Raw genomic sequence first — 20,074 nt, forward strand, 5'->3', positions numbered from 1 at the left:
CGCGCGTCAGCGGACCTGTCAGGGAGACATGCCATGCACTACCGCACGCTCGGCGGCGATCAGGGACCGCGCATCAGCGCGATGTGCCTGGGGACGCTGCCGTTCGGCACCACCGTCGACGAGCCGGCCGCCTTCGCCGTGCTGGACCGCTTCGCCGAGGCCGGCGGCACCTTCGTCGACACCGCGAACCACTACGCCTGCTGGGTCCCCGGCGCCACCGGGGGCGAAAGCGAGCTGCTGCTCGGCCGCTGGCTGCGCAGCCGGGGCGCGGCCGGCCGTACGGTCCTGGCCACCAAGGTCGGCGCCCGGCCCGACCCGGCCCGTGGCGCCGTCTGGCCCGCCAATGCAGAGGGCCTGGGCGGACCGGCCATCCGCGCCGGGATCGAGGGCAGCCTGCGCCGCCTGGGCACCGACCGGGTGGATCTCTGCTACGCGCATCTGGAGGACCGTCGCGTACCGCTGGACGAGACCGTCGAGGCGCTGGCCGGCCTCGTCCGGGACGGCACCGTGGGCACCCTCGGGGCCGGCAACCACCGGACCTGGCGGCTCGCCGAAGCCCGGCAGACCGCCGCCGGGCGCGGCCTGCCCGGCTTATGCGCCGTACAGCAGCGGCACACCTATCTGCGGCCGCGCCGGGGCCTGCCGCCCGACATGCAGGGGGAGGCCGACGAGGAGCTCCTCGACTACGCGGCGGCGCACCCCGATCTGACGCTGGCCGGCTATGGGACGCTGATGGCGGGCGCCTACTCCCGTACGGACAGACCACTGCCGGAGCGCTACGACCATCCCGGCTCGGTGGCACGGCTCCGGGTGCTGGCGGAGGTCGCGGCGGAGTGCGGAGCCACCGTGAACCAGGTGGTGCTGGCGTGGCTGATGGGCGGCCCGGTGCCGGTGGTGCCGGTGCTCGGGGTGAGCTCGGTGGCGCAGCTGGACGAATGCCTGGCGGCGCTCGATCTGCGGCTGGACCCGGTCCAGCGCGCCCGGCTGGACACCGCCTGAGGGGGCAGGCCCTGGGCCGATCGGCCCGCGGACGGCGTTGTCAGTGGTCACCGGTAGGTTCTGTGACGGAGAACGCAACGTACACCGGAGGTTGTTGACGTGGTGACCGACATGCTGCCCGAGTCCTGGCGCGGGGTCCTCGGCGAGGAGTTGGAGAAGCCCTATTTCAAGGAGCTCACCGACTTCGTCGAGCAGGAGCGGGCCAACGGTCCGGTTTATCCGCCGCGTGATCAGGTCTTCGCGGCGCTGGAGGCGACGCCCTACGACCAGGTGAAGGTGCTCATCCTGGGCCAGGACCCGTACCACGGTGCGGGGCAGGGCCACGGCCTGTGCTTCTCCGTGCAGCCCGGCGTCAAGACGCCGCCTTCGCTGCGGAACATCTACAAGGAGATGAAGGAGGAGCTGGGCCACCCGGTTCCGGACAACGGCTATCTGATGCCCTGGGCCCAGCAGGGCGTGCTGTTGCTGAACGCCGTCCTGACGGTCCGCGAGGCCGAGGCCAATTCACACAAGGGCAAGGGATGGGAGAAGGTCACCGACGCGGTGATCCGCGCGGTGGCCTCCCGGCCCGACCCGGCGGTCTTCGTGCTGTGGGGGAATTACGCCAAGAAGAAGCTGCCGCTGATCGACGAGGAGCGGCATGCCGTGGTGCAGGGCGCCCACCCCTCCCCGCTGTCCGCGAAGAAGTTCTTCGGCTCCCGCCCGTTCACCCAGATCAACGCGGCGGTCGCCGCGCAGGGCCATACCCCGATCGACTGGCGCATCCCTGACCTGGGCTGAGTCGGCAGGCCTGGCCGGCGGGCCCGACCACCCGGTGCGTCGCGCACACCGCGCGCAGCTCCCTTCCGGCGGTTAGCGTCGAGGGAACGGCAGCGTGGTGTGAGCGGATACGGGAGTGCAGTGGTGGAAACGCGGCGGGAGGCGACGCCCGAGGACGGGGTGCTGACCCGGATCGGCCAGGCGATCATGCTGCATCGCGCCGGCGACCGGGAAGAGGCCCGCAACCGTCTCTCGGCGCTGTGGCACGAGATCGGGCCGCAAGGAGACGCCTTCCACCGCTGCACCCTCGCCCACTACATGGCCGACACCCAGGATGATCCCCGGGACGAACTCGACTGGGATCTCCGGGCCCTGGAGGCGGCCGAGGGCTTTGTCACCGAGCGGCCCGCGGGCACCGGCACCACGCCGGGGGAGTCCAGGGTCGCCGACGGCCCCGGCCCCCGCCACCCCCTCGTCGCGCTCCGGGCGTTCTTCCCCTCACTGCATCTCAATATCGCCGCCGACTACGCCGCCCTCGACCGGCCGGCCGATGCGCGCGCCCAGCTGCGGCGCGCCCGGGTCTCGGTCAACGCCCTCGCCGACGGTGAATACCGCCAAGGCCTCAGGGACGCGATCGAACGGCTGCAACTGCGGATCGACCGGGCGGCGGGGCACACGCCGTAGGGGGCGCCGAGGGGCTCGGCCGCCTCGGAGGTACCTCACCCACACAGCATCCCGTTCACCCACGCAGCATCCCGTCGAGCAGCTCCGCGCGGGAGGTGCGCAGCGCCGTACGGGTGGGGACAGCCGTAGGGAACTGTCCCGCGGTGCGGAGAACAGCACTCCGTCGCAACAGGCGATCATGCTCAGTGCGTGCCGTTCGGGTGCGGTGGACCCGGCCGCCTACCCGGGCATCTCGCGCGGCGTCAGCACCGCCGCCTCCCGCTCCGCCGGCCGCCGTACCTCCGTACCGCCGTTTCCAGCAGGGCCGCCCGGGTGCGCGCGAGATTCGACGTGGAGCCCTGGGCAGCCCGGCCGCCTGGCACGACTCCCGGCCGGCCTGTGCGCTGCGCGCCGCCCTGATGGCCGCCACCGCCCGCCTGGCACCGGATCTGGCAGTGCGGAGCATGGACGGGATCGCCGACTGGCGGCCGCCGGCCGGCACGTATGCTTCCGGCACGTGAGGCACCAGGGCCGCGGCGCAACCCAAGGAGCACGAGTGAAGGTCGGCTGCATCGGACTCGGCGACATCGCCCAGAAGGCGTACCTCCCCGTCCTGGGCACACAACCGGGGCTCGAACTGCATCTGCACACCCGCACCCCGGCCACCCTGCAACGGGTCGGCGCCACCCACCGGCTGCCCGCGTCGCAGCTCCACCCGGACCTGGACTCGCTGCTCGCCACGGGCCTGGACGCCGCCTTCGTGCACGCCGCCACCGCCGCCCACCCCGAGATCGTGACCCGGCTGATCGAGGCCGGCGTCCCGGCCTATGTCGACAAGCCGATCTCCTACGAACTCGCGACGTCCCAGCGCATCGTCGCGCTCGCCGAGGAGCGGGGAGTGGGCCTCACCGTCGGCTTCAACCGCCGCTTCGCGCCCGCCTACGCCCAGTGCCGTGAGCACGCCCGCGACCTGATCCTGATGCAGAAGAACCGCATCGGCCTGCCCGAGGACCCGCGCACGCTGGTGCTGGACGACTTCATCCACGTCGTCGACACTCTGCGGTTCCTCGTCCCCGGGGAGGTCGACCACATCGATGTGCGGGCCAGGATCCGTGACGGGCTGATGCAGCATGTGGTGCTGCAGCTGTCCGGCGACGGCTTCACCGCCCTCGGCACCATGAACCGCCTCAGCGGCTCCGCGGAGGAGATCCTCGACGTCTCCGGGCAGGACACCAAGCGCCAGGTCGTCAATCTCGCCGAGGTCATCGACCACAAGGGGCAGCCGAGCATCCGGCGCCGCGGGGACTGGGTGCCGGTCGCCCGCCAGCGCGGTATCGAGCAGATCGTCCTGGCGTTCCTGGACGACGTACGGGCCGGCCGGCAGCCGTCCGCCCGGGACGCGCTGCGCACCCACGAACTGTGCGAACGGGTGGTCACCGACGCACTGGCGCAGACCGCCTGCTGAGCGCCCGCAGCCCCGCATACCCGCCGGCGAGCACCAGCGCACCCATCGCCCCGTACACCGCCCAGTCGCCGAACCGGGTGTACGGGCTGGTGCCCTCGGCCAACGGCAGGTCGTAGACGGCCGCCGCGCTGCGGTCGGTGCCGAGCCGTTCGCCGATCTGCTCGCCCCGTGGGCCGTACACGGCACTGATGCCGGTGAGGGTGGCGTGCACCATCGGCCGCCAGTTCTCTGCGGCGCGCAGCGCGGCCAGCGAGGCGTGCTGCGCGGGTGCCCAACTGCCCTGGAAGGTCGAGGTCGAGGACTGTGCGACCAGCACCTGCGCGCCGTCGCGCACCAGATGGCGGCTCATATCGGGGAAGGCGCTCTCGAAGCACACCAGCGGTCCGATGCGCAGTCCGCCCGCGGTGGCGACCGGCATCACCACCTGGTGGGTGCCGCGCAGCCGGTCCGTCGGGGCGGCCTTGCCCACCCGGGTCGCCCAGCCGAGCAGCGACCGGAACGGGATGTACTCGCCGAAGGGCACCAGCCGCATTTTGGCGTAGCGGTCCCCGGTAGGTCCGTCCGGCCCGATCAGCACCGCGCTCTTGGAGATGCCCGGCCGATCGGCGTGTGCGGAGTCGGCGTTGATCAGCAGCTCCGCGCCGGTCTGCCGGGAGAGAGCGGCCAGGCGCTCGGCGAGCGCCGGGTGGTCCGCCGGATCCTGGGAGAGGCTGCTCTCGCCCCAGACGACCAGCCGCACCCCGCGGCCCGCCAGCGACCGGGTGAGGGTTTCGCTCCGGACCAGCCGTTCCGTCGGGGTGCCGGTCAGGTTGGGCTGGACGACGGCGACCCGTACCGTGCCGGCGGCGCGGGGGACCGGCGCCCAGAACCAGGCCGCGGTGACCGCCAGCGCGCACACCAGCAGCCCGGCGACGGCGGGCAGCCGGGCCGCGGGGCGGGCGATCAGTTCGGCCAGTGCGGTGTTCACCGCCACGATCAGCAGACTGACCAGCCACACCCCGCCGATCGACGCCAGCCGCAGTGCGGGCGGCACCTGCCACTGGCTGGCGCCCAGCAGCCCCCACGGGCCGCCCAAGTACTCCCAGGACCGGACCAGTTCGACCATCAGCCAGCCCGAGGGCACCAGCACCAGCGCCGCGGTGCACCGGGCCGCGCCGGGCGCACCGCCCAGCAGCGCACGCACCAGCAGCCCCCAGGGCGCCCACAGCGCACCGAGCAGCAGGGCGAGCACGAGGATGAAGACGTGCAGGCTCGGCAGCAGCCACTGGTGGACGGCGAGTATGAAGCCGGCGCCGCCCAGCCAGCCGTCCAGCGCCGCCCGCCGGTTTGTCGGCGCTGTCCGCAGCAGCAGCAGCCAGGGCACCAGGGCGGCACCGGCCAGCCACCACCAGGACGGGGCGGGAAAGGTGAGGGCCGGCACCGCACCGGCGAGCGCGGCGGCCACGCCCCGTGTCCAGGGGGAGCCGGGCCACCGCGCCTGCCGGCCGAGCGGTCTGTCCATGCCGGGCTCCCTGGTGCCGGTTTTCGCCGGTCGGACGGCCAGTGTGCGCGGGTGCGCCGATCAAGGAAAGGGGGTGTCGCCGCAACAGCCGATAGCGGGACATAACGGTTGCCGCCGGGTCGCGACGGACGGCGGGCCGGTCAGTCGTCCACCGGCCGCACCTGGCGCCACTTCTCGTGGACGACGACCCCGGTCAGCCGCCAGCCGTCGGTGGTGCGGCGGGCGGCGAATTCGTAGCGCCCGGCGCAGGTGTAGTTGGGGGCGGTCGGTCCGTCCCCGGCGTCCGACGCGGGGTCGGCGAGCCGCATCGGGTTGAGGTAGTCGGCCTGGATGGTGGCCGTGTCGCCGGGGGCGCCGTCCCGCCGGGCGAGGGTGATACGGCGGTTGACGACCAGATGCTGCCGTATGGCGAAGTGCCGCAGCATCTCGGCGAGCCAGGAGGCCATCTCCTCGGCGCCGCCCTCGATGCCGCCCGCGGAGCGGTAGTCGGCCCGCCCGTCCGGGGTGAACAGGGCCAGATAGCCGGGCCAGTCGCCGTCGTCCACGGCGATGGCGTACCCGGTGACCAGATCGTCGAGGGCGAGGCGGTCCATGAGCGTGGAGTGTTCCGCGCGCTGCGTCATCGCCTCAGTTTTCGGCATACGGAGGCCCCCGCCAAGAGGCGGGGGCCTACCGGCGCGGCGTCAGTTCACCAGCGCCGACTCCGGCAGGAGATCCGGGCCGGAATCCGGGTGCCCGGTTTCCGCTGCGGCGGCCTGCCGGTCCTCCGAGTCGGTGAACTGGGTCCGGTACAGCTCCGCGTACCGCCCCTCGGCCGCCAGCAGCGTCTCGTGCGTCCCGCGCTCGACGATCCGCCCGCCCTCGACGACCAGGATCAGGTCCGCGGCCCGCACGGTCGACAGCCGGTGGGCGATGACCAGGGCGGTACGGCCGTCCAGCGCCTCGGTGAGCGCCTCCTGCACCGCCGCCTCGGAGGTGTTGTCCAGGTGGGCGGTGGCCTCGTCCAGGATCACCACCCGGGGGTGGGCGAGCAGCAGCCGGGCGATCGTCAGCCGCTGGCGTTCACCGCCCGAGAGGCGGTAACCGCGCTCGCCGACGACGGTGTCCAGCCCGTCGGGGAGCCCGGCGATCAGCTCCTCCAGACGCGCCCGGCGCAGCGCGTCCCACAGCTCCGCCTCGGCCGCCTCCGGCTTGGCGAGCAGCAGGTTCTCGCGGATCGAGTCATGGAAGAGGTGCCCGTCCTGGGTGACCATCCCGAGGACGTCGCGCAGCGAGGCGGCGGTCAGATCGCGGACGTCCACCCCGGACAGCCGGACCGCCCCCGCGTCGGTGTCGTACAGCCGCGGCAGCAGCTGGGCCACCGTCGACTTCCCGGCGCCCGAGGAGCCGACCAGGGCGACCATCTGGCCGGGTTCGGCGCGGAAGGAGATGCCGTGCAGGACCTCTTCGCCGCCGCGGGTGTCGAGGGTGGCGACCTCCTCCAGGGAGGCCAGCGAGACCTTGTCGGCGGCCGGGTAGCCGAAGCGTACGGAGTCGAACTCCACGGACACCGGGCCCTCGGGGACGGTGCGGGCGTCCGGCTTCTCGGTGATCAGCGGCTTGAGGTCGAGCACCTCGAAGACCCGCTCAAAGCTGACCAGCGCGCTCATCACCTCGATATGGGCGCCGGACAGCGCGGTCAGCGGGGCGTAGAGCCGGGTGAGCAGCAGGGCGAGCGAGACGATCGCGCCGGCCTCCAGCTGGCCGCGCAGCGCGAGGAAGCCGCCCAGGCCGTAGACGACGGCCAGCGCCAGGGCGGAGACCAGGGTGAGGGCGGTGACGAAGTACGTCTGGACCATGGCCGAACGGACCCCGATGTCGCGCACCCGGCGGGCCCGGGTGGCGAACTCGGCGGACTCGCGGTCCGGGCGGCCCATCAGCTTGACGAGCGTGGCACCCGGCGCGGAGAACCGCTCGGTCATCTGCGTGCCCATCTCCGCGTTGTGGTCGGCGCCCTCCCGGCGCAGATCCGCCAGCCGCCGGCCGACCCGGCGGGCGGGCAGCACGAACACCGGCAGCAGCACCAGCGCGATCAGCGTGATCTGCCAGGACAGACTGAGCATCACCCCGAGGGTGAGCAGCAGCGTCACGATATTGCTGACGACCCCGGACAGGGTGTCGCTGAATGCCCGCTGCGCACCGATCACATCGTTGTTCAGACGGCTGACCAGCGCTCCGGTGCGGGTGCGGGTGAAGAAGGCGATCGGCATCCGCTGGACGTGGTCGTACACCGTGGTGCGCAGATCCAGGATCAGGCCCTCGCCGATGCCGGCCGACAGCCAGCGGGTCAGCAGCCCCAGGCCGGCTTCTGCGACCGCGATGACGGCGATCAGTACGGACAGGCCGACGACGATGGAGGGTGAGTCGCCGCCCACGATGGCGTCCACCACCCGGCCCGCGAGCAACGGGGTGGCCACCGCGAGCGTCGCGGTCACCGTGCTCAGGACGAGGAACCACACCAGGTGGCGGCGGTGTGGGCGGGCGAACGCCGTGATGCGGCGCAGGGTGCCGCGGGAGAAGCGGCGCCGCCCCTGCTGCGCGGTCATCGAACTGTGCAGTGCATGCCAGGCGGTGACTTCCATGTCCATCGTGGCCTCCAGGGTGCCGGGGTCGCATCACGGGATCGCCGTGAGTGACCGGCGACATAACAGGAACCTAGGACCTCAACCAATGTTGAGGTCAAGCGATTCCGGTGCGGTCACCCGCCAGGGCCTCCACGGGGCACCACGGCCACCGTGCAACGGGGCCCGGAGGCACCGCGAGGTCCCACGCGGCGCGCCCACGCGTCGTTCCGCGCCCACGCGCCGCGCCGCGCCCACGCGCCGCGCCGCGCCCACGACCGTCCCGCCGAGGGGCCCGTCCGGCGGATCAGGAGCCGGACCGGCCGTGGAGGGGACGCTCCCAGGTCATGGGCGGGTGCCAGCCGTCCGGGCAGCTCACCGTCAGCCGTACGCCCGCCCGTCCGTCGGGCAGCGTGACGGTGGCGTCCACGACGACCGAGACCCGGGCCGGCTGCGGCGGTGCCGGCGCCGAGGCCTCCACGGCCGCCAGCGCCTCGCCGAGCGCGGCCACCAGCTCCCGGCCGCTCCGGTCGTCGACCCGCGCGTCGACCGGGCCGGCGAACCGCACCGACGGGCGGCCGCCGAGGGCCGCGGTGGCCGCGCCGGCCGCCCGCAGCACCCGTGCCCGGAGGCCGGGCGGCGCCTCCGGCGGCCCCTGCTGCAGCGCGACGATCGCCGTCCTGATCTCCTGGATCGTCGCGTCCAGCTCGTCGATCGCCTCGCCGAGCCCCTCCTGCACCTCCGGCAGCAGAGCCTTGCGCCGGGCGGTCTCCAGCAGCATTCCGGTGGCGAACAGCCGCTGGATGACCAGATCGTGCAGATCGCGGGCGATGCGGTCGCGGTCCTCGAAGACGGCGAGCCGCTCCCGGTCCCGGTGCCGGTCGACGAGCACCAGCGCCACCGCGGCCTGGGCGGCGAACTGGGTCCCCAACGTCCGTTCGGTGTGGCTGAAGCGGCGGTCGCCGGACATCCGGCACAGTGCGAGAGCTCCCAGCACCCGCCCGTTGCTGCGCAGCGGCAGCAGCATCGTCGGGCCGTAGTGGCGCGACAGCGGGGAGATCGAGCGGGGGTCGGCGGCGAAGTCGTCGGAGAAGACCGCGAGCCCGGCGTGCAGCTGGTGGAGCACCGGGCTCTCCGGCGGGATCCGGCCGCGAAAGGCCTCGGTCCGTACGGCCTCCGACAGCACGGTGGAGATCGCCACCACCTGCATACCGCCCTCGGCGTGCGGCAGCAGAACCGCTCCGGTCGCGGCCTCGGCCAGCTCCCGGCCCTGCTCCGCGACGACGGTGAGGGCGTTCGTGGCCGTGGAGCGGGTCCCGGGCCCGGCCAGCAGCGCCGTGGTGACGGAGGCCGCCCCGTCGATCCAGCGTCTTCGCTGCCGGGCGGCCGAGTGCATCCGGGCATTGCCCAGGGCGATCCCGGCCTCGGTGGCCAGCACCCGCACCAGATGCAGATCCCCGTCACCGAACTCCTCGCCGTCCCCCTTCCCCGCGAGATACAGGGTGCCGAACAGCTCCCCCTGCACCTGGATGGGTACCTCCAGCGAGACTCCGGTGACCGGCCCGGCCTCGGGGGAGACGCCGTGGCTGATCGGACCGCCTGTCCCGCCGCCGTCCTCGTCGTGGATGCGGACGGCGGCATGGCGCGCACTCGTGAGGGAGGCGGCGGTCTCGGCGATACGGTCCAGCGCGCGGCGCAGATCGTGGTCGGAGCCGACCGTCACCATCGCTTCCAGGAGCTGCGGAAGCCGGGAGATCGGCCCCCCGGCCAGCGCACGCAGGCTCTGCGCGGTCCGTTCGGGGAGATCTCCCGCGGGATCCGACGGCTTCAGGGCACACCTCACACTTTCCGGCGATCCGGACAGTCTAATTCGCCCGAAAGTGTGTTGTTCGAGCTGCTCGGGTGATGGGCGAGGGAGGCGCCGCGGAGGCGGTCAGGGGCCGATCACTCGGGGCACCGGGCCGGTCCGACCGCCGGGACGACCGCCGGGAGGTGCGCCTGGACGGGCGACTGGAGGGCGTTGCCCGTCGTCAGCGGGGGAGCGGGCCCTTGGTCACCTATCTCGGCCACGCCGACAAGGGGCGACTTTGAGACAACCTATAGATGTCCCGGCCGCTGGGACTTGGAGGCCGCGGCCTGCGGGTAAGCCGTAAACAACTACGGACAGCTGCAGAAACGCAGGAACACAGACGACACACCAACGCATCACCCACGACCCGGAAACGGGCCGACCCGCCCGGATTGCGCCGGGCGCCCCCCACACCTACCGAACGTCTCCGCCGCAGACGCGTGGCCATATCCCGCGCCTCGGCACGAAAGTGGGCCGGGCCGATGGATGAAGGTCAGTACTACCCGAGACTTGTGGGACCCAGCTGCGCGGCAGGGGGCACGACCGTGCTCGAACTCCGCGGTGAACTGGACATCCTCGCCGTGTCGGTGCTGTCCGACCGGCTGGACGACCTCACCGGTGTCCAGGGCACCGATCTCCTGCTCGATGTGCGCGCGGTGACGTTCATCGACTGCGCCGGTCTGTCACTGCTCAGCCGCGCCCGCTACCGGACCCGGCAGCGGGGCGGCCGGCTGCGGCTGACCGGTGTCACCCGCGGCGGAAGCGTGGCGCGGCTGTTGCGCATGACCGGGCTGACCGGCGCCTTCGAGATCGTGTCCGACGAGGACGGTGCCGCGGAACCGGCCGGCGGCACCACCGGATCAGCCGGTGTCACGGACGGCGCCGGCACCGCCGTTGCCTGACCGGCGCCCCCGTACGCCGCCCGCCCGCCGCTGCGGACCGGCGGCGCGGCCAGTGGCTCAGGCCGGCAGGACCGCCTCGATGGCGGTGACCAGCTCCTCGGCCTCCGGATCGGTCCGCGGCCGGAAGCGGCCCGCGACCTCGCCCTCGGCATCGATCAGGAACTTCTCGAAGTTCCACTGGACGTCGCCGGACGCCCCCTCGGCGTCCTCGGTGCCCGTCAGCGCCGCATACAGCGGGTGCCGTTCCGCGCCGTTGACCTCGGTCTTCTCGAACAGCGGAAAGCTCACGCCGTACGTCGCGGAGCAGAAGGTGGCGATCTCCTCGGCGGTGCCCGGCTCCTGGCCCGCGAACTGGTTGCTGGGGAAGCCCAGCACACTGAAGCCACGGTCCCCGTAGCGCTGCTGCAGCCGCTCCAGGCCCGAATACTGCGGGGTCAGCCCGCACTTGGACGCCACATTCACCACCAGCAGGGCCTTGCCCCGGTAGTCGGCGAGTGAAGCGGGCTCACCGGTCAGGGTGCGCAGGGGAATGTCGTACAGGCTCACGGTCATGCTCCTCGTCGCGGTTCCGCGGATAGGGACGGCCATCATCCATCCCAACAGCGGAGCCCACTCTGATCTTCCCCGGATCGTCCACCGGCCAGGACACGACCGGCCGCAGCTCCCCCGAGCGCCACTCCTTGAGCAGCTGGTCGAAGATCGGCGTCTCCTCCTCGGCCGGGCGGCGCGCCTGTGGAGCGGGGGGCGGCAGGGGCGGCGGCTGGTGGGGGAGCGAGATGCGCTGAAAGGGGTGTGCGGCGGGCTTCTTGGCGTCCATGCCCGGACTCAACCGGAAATCGGTCCCCGAGTTGCGGGACGCGGCCGGGACGGCCCTCAGATGCCCCTGCGGTGGTGACGGGCAGAAGATACGTTCGCGCGCCGGAGGGGCCGGCGGATGTCCCGCCGGCCCCTCCGTCATCAGCAGCCTCGTGCGTCACGCGGCCCGGCCCCTGCCGTTCGAACAGGGCCGGAGCGGGCCGCCCCGGTCAGCTCCGGCACAGCAGCGAGGCGAGGACCTCCCGGAGCGCCGCCTCGGGGTCGGCCACCCGCCCCTCGGCCCGCCACGCGACAAAGCCGTCGGGGCGCACCAGCACCGCGCCTTCCGGTGTCGTCCCGTGCTTCTCGGCCCAGTCGGCGCCCTCTTCGGGAGCCAGGTCGTCGTTCGGCCCGGTGCCGATCATGTAGCACTGCAGCCCCAGGGAGAACTCCTCGTTGGCGCCCTTGGCCGCGGTGCGCCACATCTCGCCGTCGGAGCCGGTCAGCAGGACGAAGGACTTCTCGTACAGGTCGATGGTCGAGCGGCGTTCACCGGCGGCGTGCAGCCACATGTGCGGGGCGCGGGTGCCCGGCTCGCCGGTCAGCCGCATCTGCTCGGGCACCACCGGCAGCTCGGGATCGGCGCCGACGACCGCGCCGTGCGGATAGCAGTAGCCCAGAGCCACGGTGAGCACCCCGCGCTGCCGGCCGCCGCCCGCGCCGGGCGCCGGGGCGTACCCCGGGTGGCTGTGCTCGGCGGAGCGGGCCGAGGCACGGGCACTGGTCTCGCGCGCCACCGGCTGCCGCTCCGCCTCGTACGAGGCCAGCAGTTCGGGTCCCGCCGAGCCGTTCAGCACGGTGGCGAGCTTCCAGGCGAGGTTGTGGGCGTCCTGGATACCGGTGTTCGAGCCGAACGCCCCGGTGGGGGACATCTCGTGGGCCGCGTCGCCGGCGAGGAAGACCCGGCCGGCCCCGTACCGTTCGGCGACCCGTTCCGCGGCGTGCCAGGGCGCCTTGCCGGTGATCTCAACCGCCATGTCCGGTACGCCTGTTGCCCGGCGGATGTGGTCGATGCACCGCTCGTCGGTGAAGTCCTCCAGGGTCTCGCCCCGGTCCGGGTGCCACGGGGCGTGGAAGACCCATTCGGCCTGGTTGTCGACCGGCAGCAGGGCCCCGTCCGCCTCGGGGTTGGTCAAGTAGCAGGCGATGAAGCGGCGGTCGCCCACGGCGTCCGCGAGCGCCGGCGCGCGGAAGGTGATGCTCACGTTGTGGAACAGGTCGCCGGGTCCCGTCTGGCCGATGCCCAGCCGCTCCCGGACCGGGCTGCGCGGGCCGTCGGCCGCGATCAGGAAGTCCGCGTGGACGGTGCTCTGCTCGCCGGTCTCCCGGTTCCTGAGGACCGCGGTCACACCCTGCGCGTCCTGCTCGAAGGAGCTCAGCTCAGTGGAGAACCGCAGGTCACCGCCGTGCTCACGGGCGCAGCGCACCAGCACCGGCTCCAGGTCGTTCTGGCTGCACAGGCACCAGGCGGACGGGCTGAACCGGGCCAGCCCGCCGCCCGGGTCGATCTCCTTGAACAGCCACTCCTGGTCGTCGCCGGTGAGTGAACGGGCCTGCAGGATCCCGTGGTTGTCGGCCAGCGTTGACGCGGCCTCGCGGATCCGCTGTTCCGCGCCGGCCACGCGGTACAGCTCCATGGTGCGGACGTTGTTCCCCCGCCCGCGCGGGTGGCGGGAGGTGTCCGAGTGCTTCTCGACCAGCAGATGTCGGACACCCAGACGTCCCAGGAACAGCGACGCGGACAGGCCGACCAGGGACCCGCCCACGATGAGTACCGGAACCCGGTCTTCGGCGGTGGGATTCATTGCGTGCTCCAGCTCCAGGGGCGTGTACGGCAGATGGAGCACGAATGCCCGGCCGCGGCCCTGTTCGATCACGGTTCACCTGCATGGCTCACAGATCTCGCGCCGCCCGTGGGTCCCGGCCACGATCGAATCCGGGACGCCCCCGGACACCGGGCGGGCCGCCCCACCATCCGGCTCAGTCACCGGATCGCACCGGAACTGACGACGCACCACTGGGGCCGTCGGGCCCCGAAGGAGATGCGTAGACGATGACAACGCTGTCGGAACGAATATCGCAGTCAGCCTTCGACGGCTCGCGGCTTCGGGTCGTGCTGCTCCTGGATCTCCACGAGGGAGCCCAGCAGGACTTCCTGGAAGCCTACGAGCACCTGCGCAACCAGGTCGCGTCCGTTCCCGGGCACATCACCGACCAGCTGTGCCAGTCCATCGAGAACCCCTCGCAGTGGCTCATCACCAGCGAATGGGAGAGCGCACCGCCGTTCCTGGCCTGGGTGAACAGCGAGGAGCACGTCAAGATGGTCCAGCCGCTGCACGGCTGTGTCCGCGACACCCGGTCGCTGCGCTTCAGCGTGCTGCGCGAGACCTCGAACATCGCCAGCCTCGCGCCCGAGCCCCCCAAGGGACGGCTGCAGGCCAACCCCCGCGTCGGTGACGGCGTGGTCCGGCACGCGCTGACCTTCACCGTGAAGCCGGGCAGTGAATCGATGGTCGCGGAGATCCTCGCCGGGTACACCTCCCCGGAGGCCCGGGTCGACGACACCACCAGGCTCCGCCGCACCTCCCTCTTCATGCACGGCAACCGCGTCGTGCGCGCGGTCGAGGTGCAGGGCGACCTCGTCGCGGCGCTGCGGCACATCTCCCAGCAGCCCGAGGTCCGGGCCGTCGAGGAAGCCATCAACCCGTATCTGGAGCAGGACCGCGACCTCAGCGACCCGAACTCCGCCCGGGTGTTCTTCACCCGCGCCGCACTGCCCGCGGTGCACCACGTCGCGGCGGGCGGACAGCAGCCCGACGGCATCCGCCGGCATGCGCTGTACTACCCGGCCAGGGAGGGCTGCGGCATGGCGCTGGCCCGGATGCTGGCCCGCCAGGACGAACTGGCCGCCGACGACCCGTCCTGCCCCGTCGCCGGCAGCACCATCTTCCAGCGCGACGACGTCGTGGTCCGGATGGTCGATCTGCGGATCCCCGTCGACAGCGATCCCATGCTGTCGCTCGGTGTCCGCGGCCCCCGCAAGACGGCGGTGCTGCGGCGCCTCATCGACACCGATGTGGCCGGCGGTCTGTCGAACGACCGCGAGATCGCGCACTTCCTGGAGCGCTCGGACATGGCCCTCATCACCGACCGCCGGGCACCGGGCGCCTGACCGCCGCCGGCCGTAGCAGGCCTCCCATCCCCATTCAACCGCCGGCACCACGCCCCTGGAGGAACAGCCATGACCACGCACCGCCCACGCATCGTGGACCTCAGCGAGACCCAGCCCAACCGCCGGCGCGGAGGTGATCTGCGCGCCATGCTGACACCCAGCGCGGTGGGCGCCACGAGCGGCTTCATGGGCATGGCACTCGTGCAGCCCGGCGAGCGCATCGGCGAGCACTACCACCCGTACTCCGAGGAGTTCGTGTACGTCGTGCAAGGCGCCCTCGAAGTCGACCTCGACGGGGAACCGCACCCGCTGCGCCCGGACCAGGGTCTGCTGATCCCCCCGTACATGCGGCACCGCTTCCGCAATGTCGGGGACGAAGAGGCCCGCATGGTCTTCCACCTCGGCCCGCTGGCACCGCGCCCCGAGCTCGGACACGTCGATACCGAGGGCACGGAGGAGAGCACACCGGCCGCGCCACCGGAACGCACGGAGCCGGTGTCATGACCCGCCGCGTGGCGGTCACCGGCGTCGGCATCGTCGCTCCGGGCGGCGTGGGTGTGCCCGCCTTCTGGGACCTGCTGTCCTCCGGCCGTACGGCGACCCGTGGCATCACCCTCTTCAACCCCGAGGGTTTCCGTTCACGTATCGCCGCCGAGTGCGACTTCGATCCCGCGGCCCACGGTCTGAGCGAGGAGCAGGTGGCCCGCTCGGACCGGTACATCCAGTTCGCGCTGGTCGCCGCGGACGAGGCGCTGCGCAGCGCCGGCCTGGACACCGAGGCCGAGGACCCCTGGCGCGTCGGGGTGTCCCTGGGCACCGCGGTCGGCGGCACCACGCGGCTGGAGCACGACTATGTCGCCGTCAGCAGCCACGGTGCACGCTGGGACGTCGACCACCGGCCGGCCGGCCGCCACCTGGAGCGGGCGTTCTCCCCGAGTTCGCTCGCCTCCGCGGTGGCGGAACAGATCGGCGCCCACGGCCCGGTGCAGACCGTCTCCACGGGCTGCACCTCCGGCCTCGACGCCATCGGGTACGCCTTCCACTCCATCGAGGAGGGCCGGGTCGATGTGTGCATCGCCGGTGCCTCGGACTCGCCGATCTCCCCGATCACCGTGGCCTGCTTCGACGCGATCAAGGCGACCTCGGCGAACAACGACGATCCCGCACACGCCTCCCGTCCGTTCGACGCCAACCGCGACGGATTCGTGATGGGCGAGGGCGGCGCAGTGCTCGTCCTGGAGGAGCTGGAACACGCCCGTGCCCGTGGAGCGACCATCCACTGTGAGATACGTGGCTATGCCACCTTCGGCAACGCGTACCACATGACCGGTCTCACCCAGGAGGGCCTGGAGATGGCCGAGGCGATCAACCGCGCACTCGGCCACGCCAGAGTCGACGCCACCCAGGTGGACTACGTCAATGCGCACGGCTCGGGCACCCAGCAGAACGACCGGCACGAGACGGCCGCGGTCAAGCGGTCGTTGGGTGCCCATGCTCACAAGGTGCCGATGAGTTCCATCAAATCCATGGTGGGCCATTCGCTCGGGGCGATCGGCGCGATCGAGATCGTGGCCTGTGTGCTGGCACTCACCCACCAGGTGGTGCCGCCGACGGCCAACTATGAGACTCCGGACCCGGAGTGCGACCTCGACTATGTGCCCAAGACGGCCCGGGAGCTGCCGCTGCGTTCGGTGCTCTCGGTCGGCAGCGGCTTCGGTGGATTCCAGTCAGCGGTGGTACTGACCCGACAGGGTGGGAGGGCATCATGAGCTCCCCGAAGGAACGTCGTTCCGTCGTCACCGGCATCGGCGTCATCGCCCCCAACGGGGTGAGCACCGAGACCTTCTGGAAGGCGACGGTGGAGGGCATCAGTGTCCTCGACCACGTCACCCGTGAGGGGTGTGAGCATCTGCCCCTGAAGGTCGCCGGTGAGGTCCGGGGGTTTGATCCGGCGGATCTGATCGAGGAGCGTTACCTCGTCCAGACCGACCGGTTCACCCACTTCGCCATGGCGGCGGCCAATCTCGCGCTGGACGACGCGCGTCTCGGCCGTGCCGACTACAACGACTCACCGTTCGCGGTGGGAGTCGTCACGGCCGCCGGATCGGGTGGTGGCGAGTTCGGCCAGCGGGAGCTGCAACGGCTCTGGGGCCAGGGCTCCCGCCATGTCGGCCCGTACCAGTCCATCGCCTGGTTCTACGCGGCGAGCACCGGACAGATCTCCATCCGTGGCGGCTTCAAGGGGCCGTGCGGAGTCGTGGCCAGCGACGAGGCGGGCGGTCTGGATGCCCTGGCGCATGCCGGCCGCACCATCCGGCGCGGCACCGACGCGGTCGTCGTGGGTGCCGCCGAGGCACCACTGGCCCCCTACTCGGTCGTCTGCCAGCTCGGCTACGACGATCTGAGCAAGCTCGACGATCCGGCCCGCGCCTACCGCCCGTTCACCAGCGGCGCATGCGGATTCGTGCCCGCCGAGGGCGGCGCGATGCTGATCGTCGAGGAGGAGGCGGCGGCCGGGAGCCGCGGGGCGAGTGTCCGGGCCGTGCTGGCCGGGCATGCCGCGACCTTCACCGGGGCCTCCCTGTGGGAGGAGTCCCGGGAGGGGCTCGCCCATGCGATCCGTGGCGCGCTGGAGGATGCGCGGTGCGCCCCGGAGGAGATCGACGTGGTGTTCGCGGATGCGCTCGGTGTTCCCGCGGCCGACCGGGCCGAGGCGCTGGCGCTCGCGGACGCCCTGGGCCGGCACGCCTCGCAGGTCCCGGTGACCGCACCCAAGACGGGCACCGGACGGGCGTATTGCGGCGCCCCCGTCCTGGACACCGCGGCCGCGGTGCTCGCGATGGAGCACGGCGTCGTGCCGCCCACCCCCAACGTCGTCGACGTCTGCCACGACCTTGACGTGGTGACCGGCCGGGCCCGCCCGGCCGAGTTGCGGACGGCGCTGGTGCTGAGCCGGGGACTGATGGGTTCGAACGCGGCGCTGGTGCTGCGGAAGGGCTCCGGGTCCCCCTCATGAGAAGGAGAACCTCAGATGACCGCTCAACTGACGCTCAATGAGCTGGCCGCACTGATGAAGTCCGCGGCCGGCCTCACCGTCGACCCCAAGGAGCTGGCGAACCGGCAGGACGCGACCTTCGCGGACTTCGGACTCGACTCGCTCGGCCTCCTCGGCATCGTGGGCGAGCTGGAGAACCGGCAGGGCCGGCCGATGCCGACCGACGCGGAGCGCTGCAAGACGCCGCGCGACTTCCTCGCCCTCGTCAACACCGCCAACGACACCGTGCCTACGACAGGAGCATGACATGCCTGGCCACACCGAGAACGACATCACCATCGCGGCCCCCCTGGACCTCGTCTGGGACATCACCAACGACATCGAGAACTGGCCGCAGCTGTTCAGCGAGTACGCCTCGGTCGAGGTGCTGTCTAGGGAAGGTGACAAGACCACCTTCCGGCTGACGATGCACCCGGACGACAACGGCACGGTCTGGAGCTGGGTCTCCGAGCGGGTCGTCGACCGTCAGAACCGCTCGGTCCGCGCCCGCCGCGTCGAGACCGGCCCGTTCGCGCACATGGACATCCACTGGAAGTACGCCGAGATCCCGGGCGGCACCTCGATGCACTGGACCCAGGACTTCGCGATGAAGCCCGACGCTCCGGTCGACGACAAGGGCATGACCGAGATGATCAACCGCAACTCCCGGATCCAGATGGAGCTCATCCGGGACCGGATCGAGCAGCGGGACCGCGAACTCCGGTCCGCCACCGTCAGCTGACGGCCCGCCAGGCCGCGTTCGGACCGCCGCTCGGCGGTAACGAAGGGACCCCCTGATGCATCACGCTCTGATCGTCGCTCGGATGGCACCCGGTTCGGCTCCGGACATCGCCGAGGTCTTCAAGGCCTCCGACCGTACGGAACTGCCCCACCTGGTCGGTGTCTCGCGGCGGACCCTCTTCCAGTTCGGTGACGTGTATCTGCACCTCATCGAATCCGACCGGCCGCCCGGCCCGGAGATCGCCAAGGTGACGGAACACCCCGAATTCCGCGCTGTCAGCGACAAGCTGTCCGCCTTCGTCAGCGCCTACGACCCGGAGACCTGGCGAAGCCCCAAGGACGCGATGGCCCAGCAGTTCTACAGCTGGCAGCGCGACGGCAGCAGCTGACGCGCCCGCGGAGCCGAGGGGACCCCTCGGCTCCCGCGCATCCCCGGGCAGGGGCAAGGCCGCCCGGTGAGGAGCACTCTCCTCACCGGGCGGCCTGCCGTGCCCGGACCTTCTCATTCGGGGACGGTGCATTCGAAGGCGTGCAGATACGGGTTGACGACCAGGATGTCGCCGACCTTCAGGCCGGCCTCCGCCATACGGCTGACGAGGCTCGCCTTGGAGTGCTTGGCGCCGCCGACATTGAGCAGCAGCAGCAGATCCATGGCGGTGGTGAACTTCATGGAGGGGCTGTCATCGACGAGATTCTCGATGATCACGACGCGGGCGCCGGGGCGGGCGGCCCTGACCACGTTCCGCAGCGTTCTGCGGGTGCTCTCGTCGTCCCATTCCAGGATGTTCTTGATGATGTAGACATCGGCCTGGACCGGGATGTCGTCGCGGCAGTCCCCGGGCACGATCCGTACCCGCGGGGCCAGCGCGCCGCCGTCCCGCAGCCGCGGGTCCGGGTTCGCCACGACCGTGGGCAGATCGAGCAGGGTGCCCTGGAGCGTGGGGTACTTCTCCAGCAGGCCGGCGAGGACATGTCCCTGGCCACCGCCGATGTCCGCCACCGAGGACGCCCCGCTCAGATCGAGCAGCCCCGCGATGTCCTGCGCCGACTGCTTGCTGGACGTGGTCATCGCCCGGTCGAAGACCTCGGCGGACTCCCGTGCGTCCTGGTGCAGGTAGTCGAAGAACCCCTTGCCGTACAGGTCGTCGAAGACGCTGCTCCCGGAGCGCACCGCGTCGTCCAGCCGCGGCCAGGCCTCCCAGGTCCACGGCTCCGTGCACCACAGGGAGATGTAGCGCAGGCTGTTCGGGGTGTCCTCCCGCAGCAGCCGGGACATCTCCGTGTGGACGTACTTCCCGTCGTTGGTCTCGGCGAAGATCCCGTAGCAGGACAGCGCGCGCAGCAGCCGGTCCAGCGGCTGCGGCTCGGTGTGCACCGCGGCGGCCAGCTCCTCCGCGGTGGTGGGCCGGTCGCCGAGGGCATCGGCGACGCCGAGGCGTGCCGCCGCCCGTACGGCCGCCGCACACGCGGCTCCGAAGATGAGCTCCCGGAGCTGCATGGCGGGCTGGGGAGTGGGACTTACGGTCGTCATGGC

20 protein-coding genes and 1 pseudogene are annotated in these 20,074 nt (G+C 71.8%); 13 read left to right on the plus strand and 8 right to left on the minus strand.

The genetic code is table 11. From position 1 onward, the window contains the following. Nucleotides 1-33 precede the first annotated feature (33 nt). The 5 genes and pseudogenes from AB0C46_RS26500 to AB0C46_RS26520 all read left to right on the plus strand — a co-directional run bounded on the left by AB0C46_RS26500 (nucleotide 34) and on the right by AB0C46_RS26520 (nucleotide 3,886). Complete coding sequence (locus AB0C46_RS26500; protein WP_362830772.1) at nucleotides 34-999, plus strand: aldo/keto reductase; 966 nt, start codon at nucleotides 34-36, stop codon at nucleotides 997-999. 111 nt (nucleotides 1,000-1,110) lie between these two features. Continuing rightward, the gene (locus AB0C46_RS26505) at nucleotides 1,111-1,779 is read left to right on the plus strand and encodes a uracil-DNA glycosylase (RefSeq protein ID WP_362830847.1); all 669 of its coding nucleotides are present in this window, start codon (nucleotides 1,111-1,113) and stop codon (nucleotides 1,777-1,779) included. A gap of 123 nt (nucleotides 1,780-1,902) precedes the next feature. Then, a complete protein-coding gene (locus tag AB0C46_RS26510) occupies nucleotides 1,903-2,442 on the plus strand; it encodes a hypothetical protein (RefSeq protein ID WP_362830774.1) in 540 nt (179 codons plus the stop codon). A gap of 365 nt (nucleotides 2,443-2,807) precedes the next feature. Further along, nucleotides 2,808-2,933 (plus strand): annotated as a pseudogene (locus tag AB0C46_RS26515) (monooxygenase); the annotation flags it as partial. Nucleotides 2,934-2,977: 44 nt separating this feature from the next. Then, nucleotides 2,978-3,886, plus strand: coding sequence for a Gfo/Idh/MocA family oxidoreductase (locus AB0C46_RS26520; protein ID WP_362830775.1), 909 nt, complete (start codon nucleotides 2,978-2,980; stop codon nucleotides 3,884-3,886). Here the strand turns inward: AB0C46_RS26520 and lnt are convergent. The 4 genes from lnt to AB0C46_RS26540 all read right to left on the minus strand — a co-directional run bounded on the left by lnt (nucleotide 3,855) and on the right by AB0C46_RS26540 (nucleotide 9,830). Next, the gene (gene lnt, locus AB0C46_RS26525; protein WP_362830776.1) at nucleotides 3,855-5,387 is read right to left on the minus strand and encodes an apolipoprotein N-acyltransferase; all 1,533 of its coding nucleotides are present in this window, start codon (nucleotides 5,385-5,387) and stop codon (nucleotides 3,855-3,857) included. The genes AB0C46_RS26520 and lnt overlap by 32 nt on opposite strands. A gap of 140 nt (nucleotides 5,388-5,527) precedes the next feature. Continuing rightward, the gene (locus tag AB0C46_RS26530) at nucleotides 5,528-6,010 is read right to left on the minus strand and encodes a nuclear transport factor 2 family protein (RefSeq protein WP_362830777.1); all 483 of its coding nucleotides are present in this window, start codon (nucleotides 6,008-6,010) and stop codon (nucleotides 5,528-5,530) included. A 60-nt stretch (nucleotides 6,011-6,070) separates the two neighbouring features. Then, complete coding sequence (locus AB0C46_RS26535) at nucleotides 6,071-8,014, minus strand: ABC transporter ATP-binding protein (protein WP_362830778.1); 1,944 nt, start codon at nucleotides 8,012-8,014, stop codon at nucleotides 6,071-6,073. 280 nt (nucleotides 8,015-8,294) lie between these two features. Then, nucleotides 8,295-9,830: a GAF domain-containing protein gene (locus tag AB0C46_RS26540; protein WP_362830779.1), complete on the minus strand. Its 1,536-nt coding sequence runs from the start codon at nucleotides 9,828-9,830 to the stop codon at nucleotides 8,295-8,297. A 551-nt stretch (nucleotides 9,831-10,381) separates the two neighbouring features. On the opposite strand from AB0C46_RS26540, the gene AB0C46_RS26545 reads away from it, so the two are divergent. Continuing rightward, complete coding sequence (locus tag AB0C46_RS26545) at nucleotides 10,382-10,738, plus strand: STAS domain-containing protein (protein WP_362830780.1); 357 nt, start codon at nucleotides 10,382-10,384, stop codon at nucleotides 10,736-10,738. Nucleotides 10,739-10,795: 57 nt separating this feature from the next. Here AB0C46_RS26545 and AB0C46_RS26550 read toward each other — a convergent pair whose 3' ends face one another. From AB0C46_RS26550 to AB0C46_RS26560, 3 genes are all read right to left on the minus strand, one after another. Next, the gene (locus tag AB0C46_RS26550) at nucleotides 10,796-11,284 is read right to left on the minus strand and encodes a glutathione peroxidase (protein ID WP_362830781.1); all 489 of its coding nucleotides are present in this window, start codon (nucleotides 11,282-11,284) and stop codon (nucleotides 10,796-10,798) included. Next, nucleotides 11,244-11,555: a hypothetical protein gene (locus tag AB0C46_RS26555; RefSeq protein ID WP_362830783.1), complete on the minus strand. Its 312-nt coding sequence runs from the start codon at nucleotides 11,553-11,555 to the stop codon at nucleotides 11,244-11,246. The genes AB0C46_RS26550 and AB0C46_RS26555 overlap by 41 nt, the downstream gene beginning before the upstream one ends. Nucleotides 11,556-11,763: 208 nt before the next feature. Beyond that, nucleotides 11,764-13,398, minus strand: a complete 1,635-nt coding sequence (locus AB0C46_RS26560) for an FAD-dependent monooxygenase (protein ID WP_362830849.1) — start codon at nucleotides 13,396-13,398, stop codon at nucleotides 11,764-11,766. A gap of 248 nt (nucleotides 13,399-13,646) precedes the next feature. On the opposite strand from AB0C46_RS26560, the gene AB0C46_RS26565 reads away from it, so the two are divergent. From AB0C46_RS26565 to AB0C46_RS26595, 7 genes are all read left to right on the plus strand, one after another. Beyond that, nucleotides 13,647-14,765 (plus strand): SchA/CurD-like domain-containing protein, encoded by a 1,119-nt coding sequence (locus AB0C46_RS26565; protein WP_362830784.1) that lies wholly within the window; start codon nucleotides 13,647-13,649, stop codon nucleotides 14,763-14,765. A 69-nt stretch (nucleotides 14,766-14,834) separates the two neighbouring features. Further along, a complete protein-coding gene (locus tag AB0C46_RS26570; protein WP_362830785.1) occupies nucleotides 14,835-15,269 on the plus strand; it encodes a cupin domain-containing protein in 435 nt (144 codons plus the stop codon). Continuing rightward, nucleotides 15,266-16,534 (plus strand): beta-ketoacyl-[acyl-carrier-protein] synthase family protein, encoded by a 1,269-nt coding sequence (locus AB0C46_RS26575; protein WP_362830787.1) that lies wholly within the window; start codon nucleotides 15,266-15,268, stop codon nucleotides 16,532-16,534. Before AB0C46_RS26570 ends, AB0C46_RS26575 begins: the two co-directional genes overlap by 4 nt. Further along, the gene (locus AB0C46_RS26580) at nucleotides 16,531-17,781 is read left to right on the plus strand and encodes a ketosynthase chain-length factor (protein ID WP_362830788.1); all 1,251 of its coding nucleotides are present in this window, start codon (nucleotides 16,531-16,533) and stop codon (nucleotides 17,779-17,781) included. The genes AB0C46_RS26575 and AB0C46_RS26580 overlap by 4 nt, the downstream gene beginning before the upstream one ends. 15 nt (nucleotides 17,782-17,796) lie before the next feature. After that, a complete protein-coding gene (locus AB0C46_RS26585) occupies nucleotides 17,797-18,066 on the plus strand; it encodes an acyl carrier protein (RefSeq protein ID WP_042152343.1) in 270 nt (89 codons plus the stop codon). A gap of 1 nt (nucleotide 18,067) precedes the next feature. After that, the gene (locus AB0C46_RS26590; protein WP_362830789.1) at nucleotides 18,068-18,541 is read left to right on the plus strand and encodes an SRPBCC family protein; all 474 of its coding nucleotides are present in this window, start codon (nucleotides 18,068-18,070) and stop codon (nucleotides 18,539-18,541) included. Between the two features lie 55 nt (nucleotides 18,542-18,596). Then, on the plus strand, nucleotides 18,597-18,929 hold the full coding sequence (locus AB0C46_RS26595; RefSeq protein ID WP_362830790.1) for a TcmI family type II polyketide cyclase: 333 nt from the start codon (nucleotides 18,597-18,599) through the stop codon (nucleotides 18,927-18,929). 113 nt (nucleotides 18,930-19,042) lie between these two features. Here the strand turns inward: AB0C46_RS26595 and AB0C46_RS26600 are convergent, their stop codons facing one another. After that, on the minus strand, nucleotides 19,043-20,071 hold the full coding sequence (locus AB0C46_RS26600) for a methyltransferase (protein ID WP_362830791.1): 1,029 nt from the start codon (nucleotides 20,069-20,071) through the stop codon (nucleotides 19,043-19,045). Nucleotides 20,072-20,074 lie beyond the last annotated feature (3 nt).

The organism is Streptomyces sp. NPDC048637 (assembly GCF_040650675.1).
Taxonomy (GTDB): Bacteria; Actinomycetota; Actinomycetes; order Streptomycetales; family Streptomycetaceae; genus Streptomyces.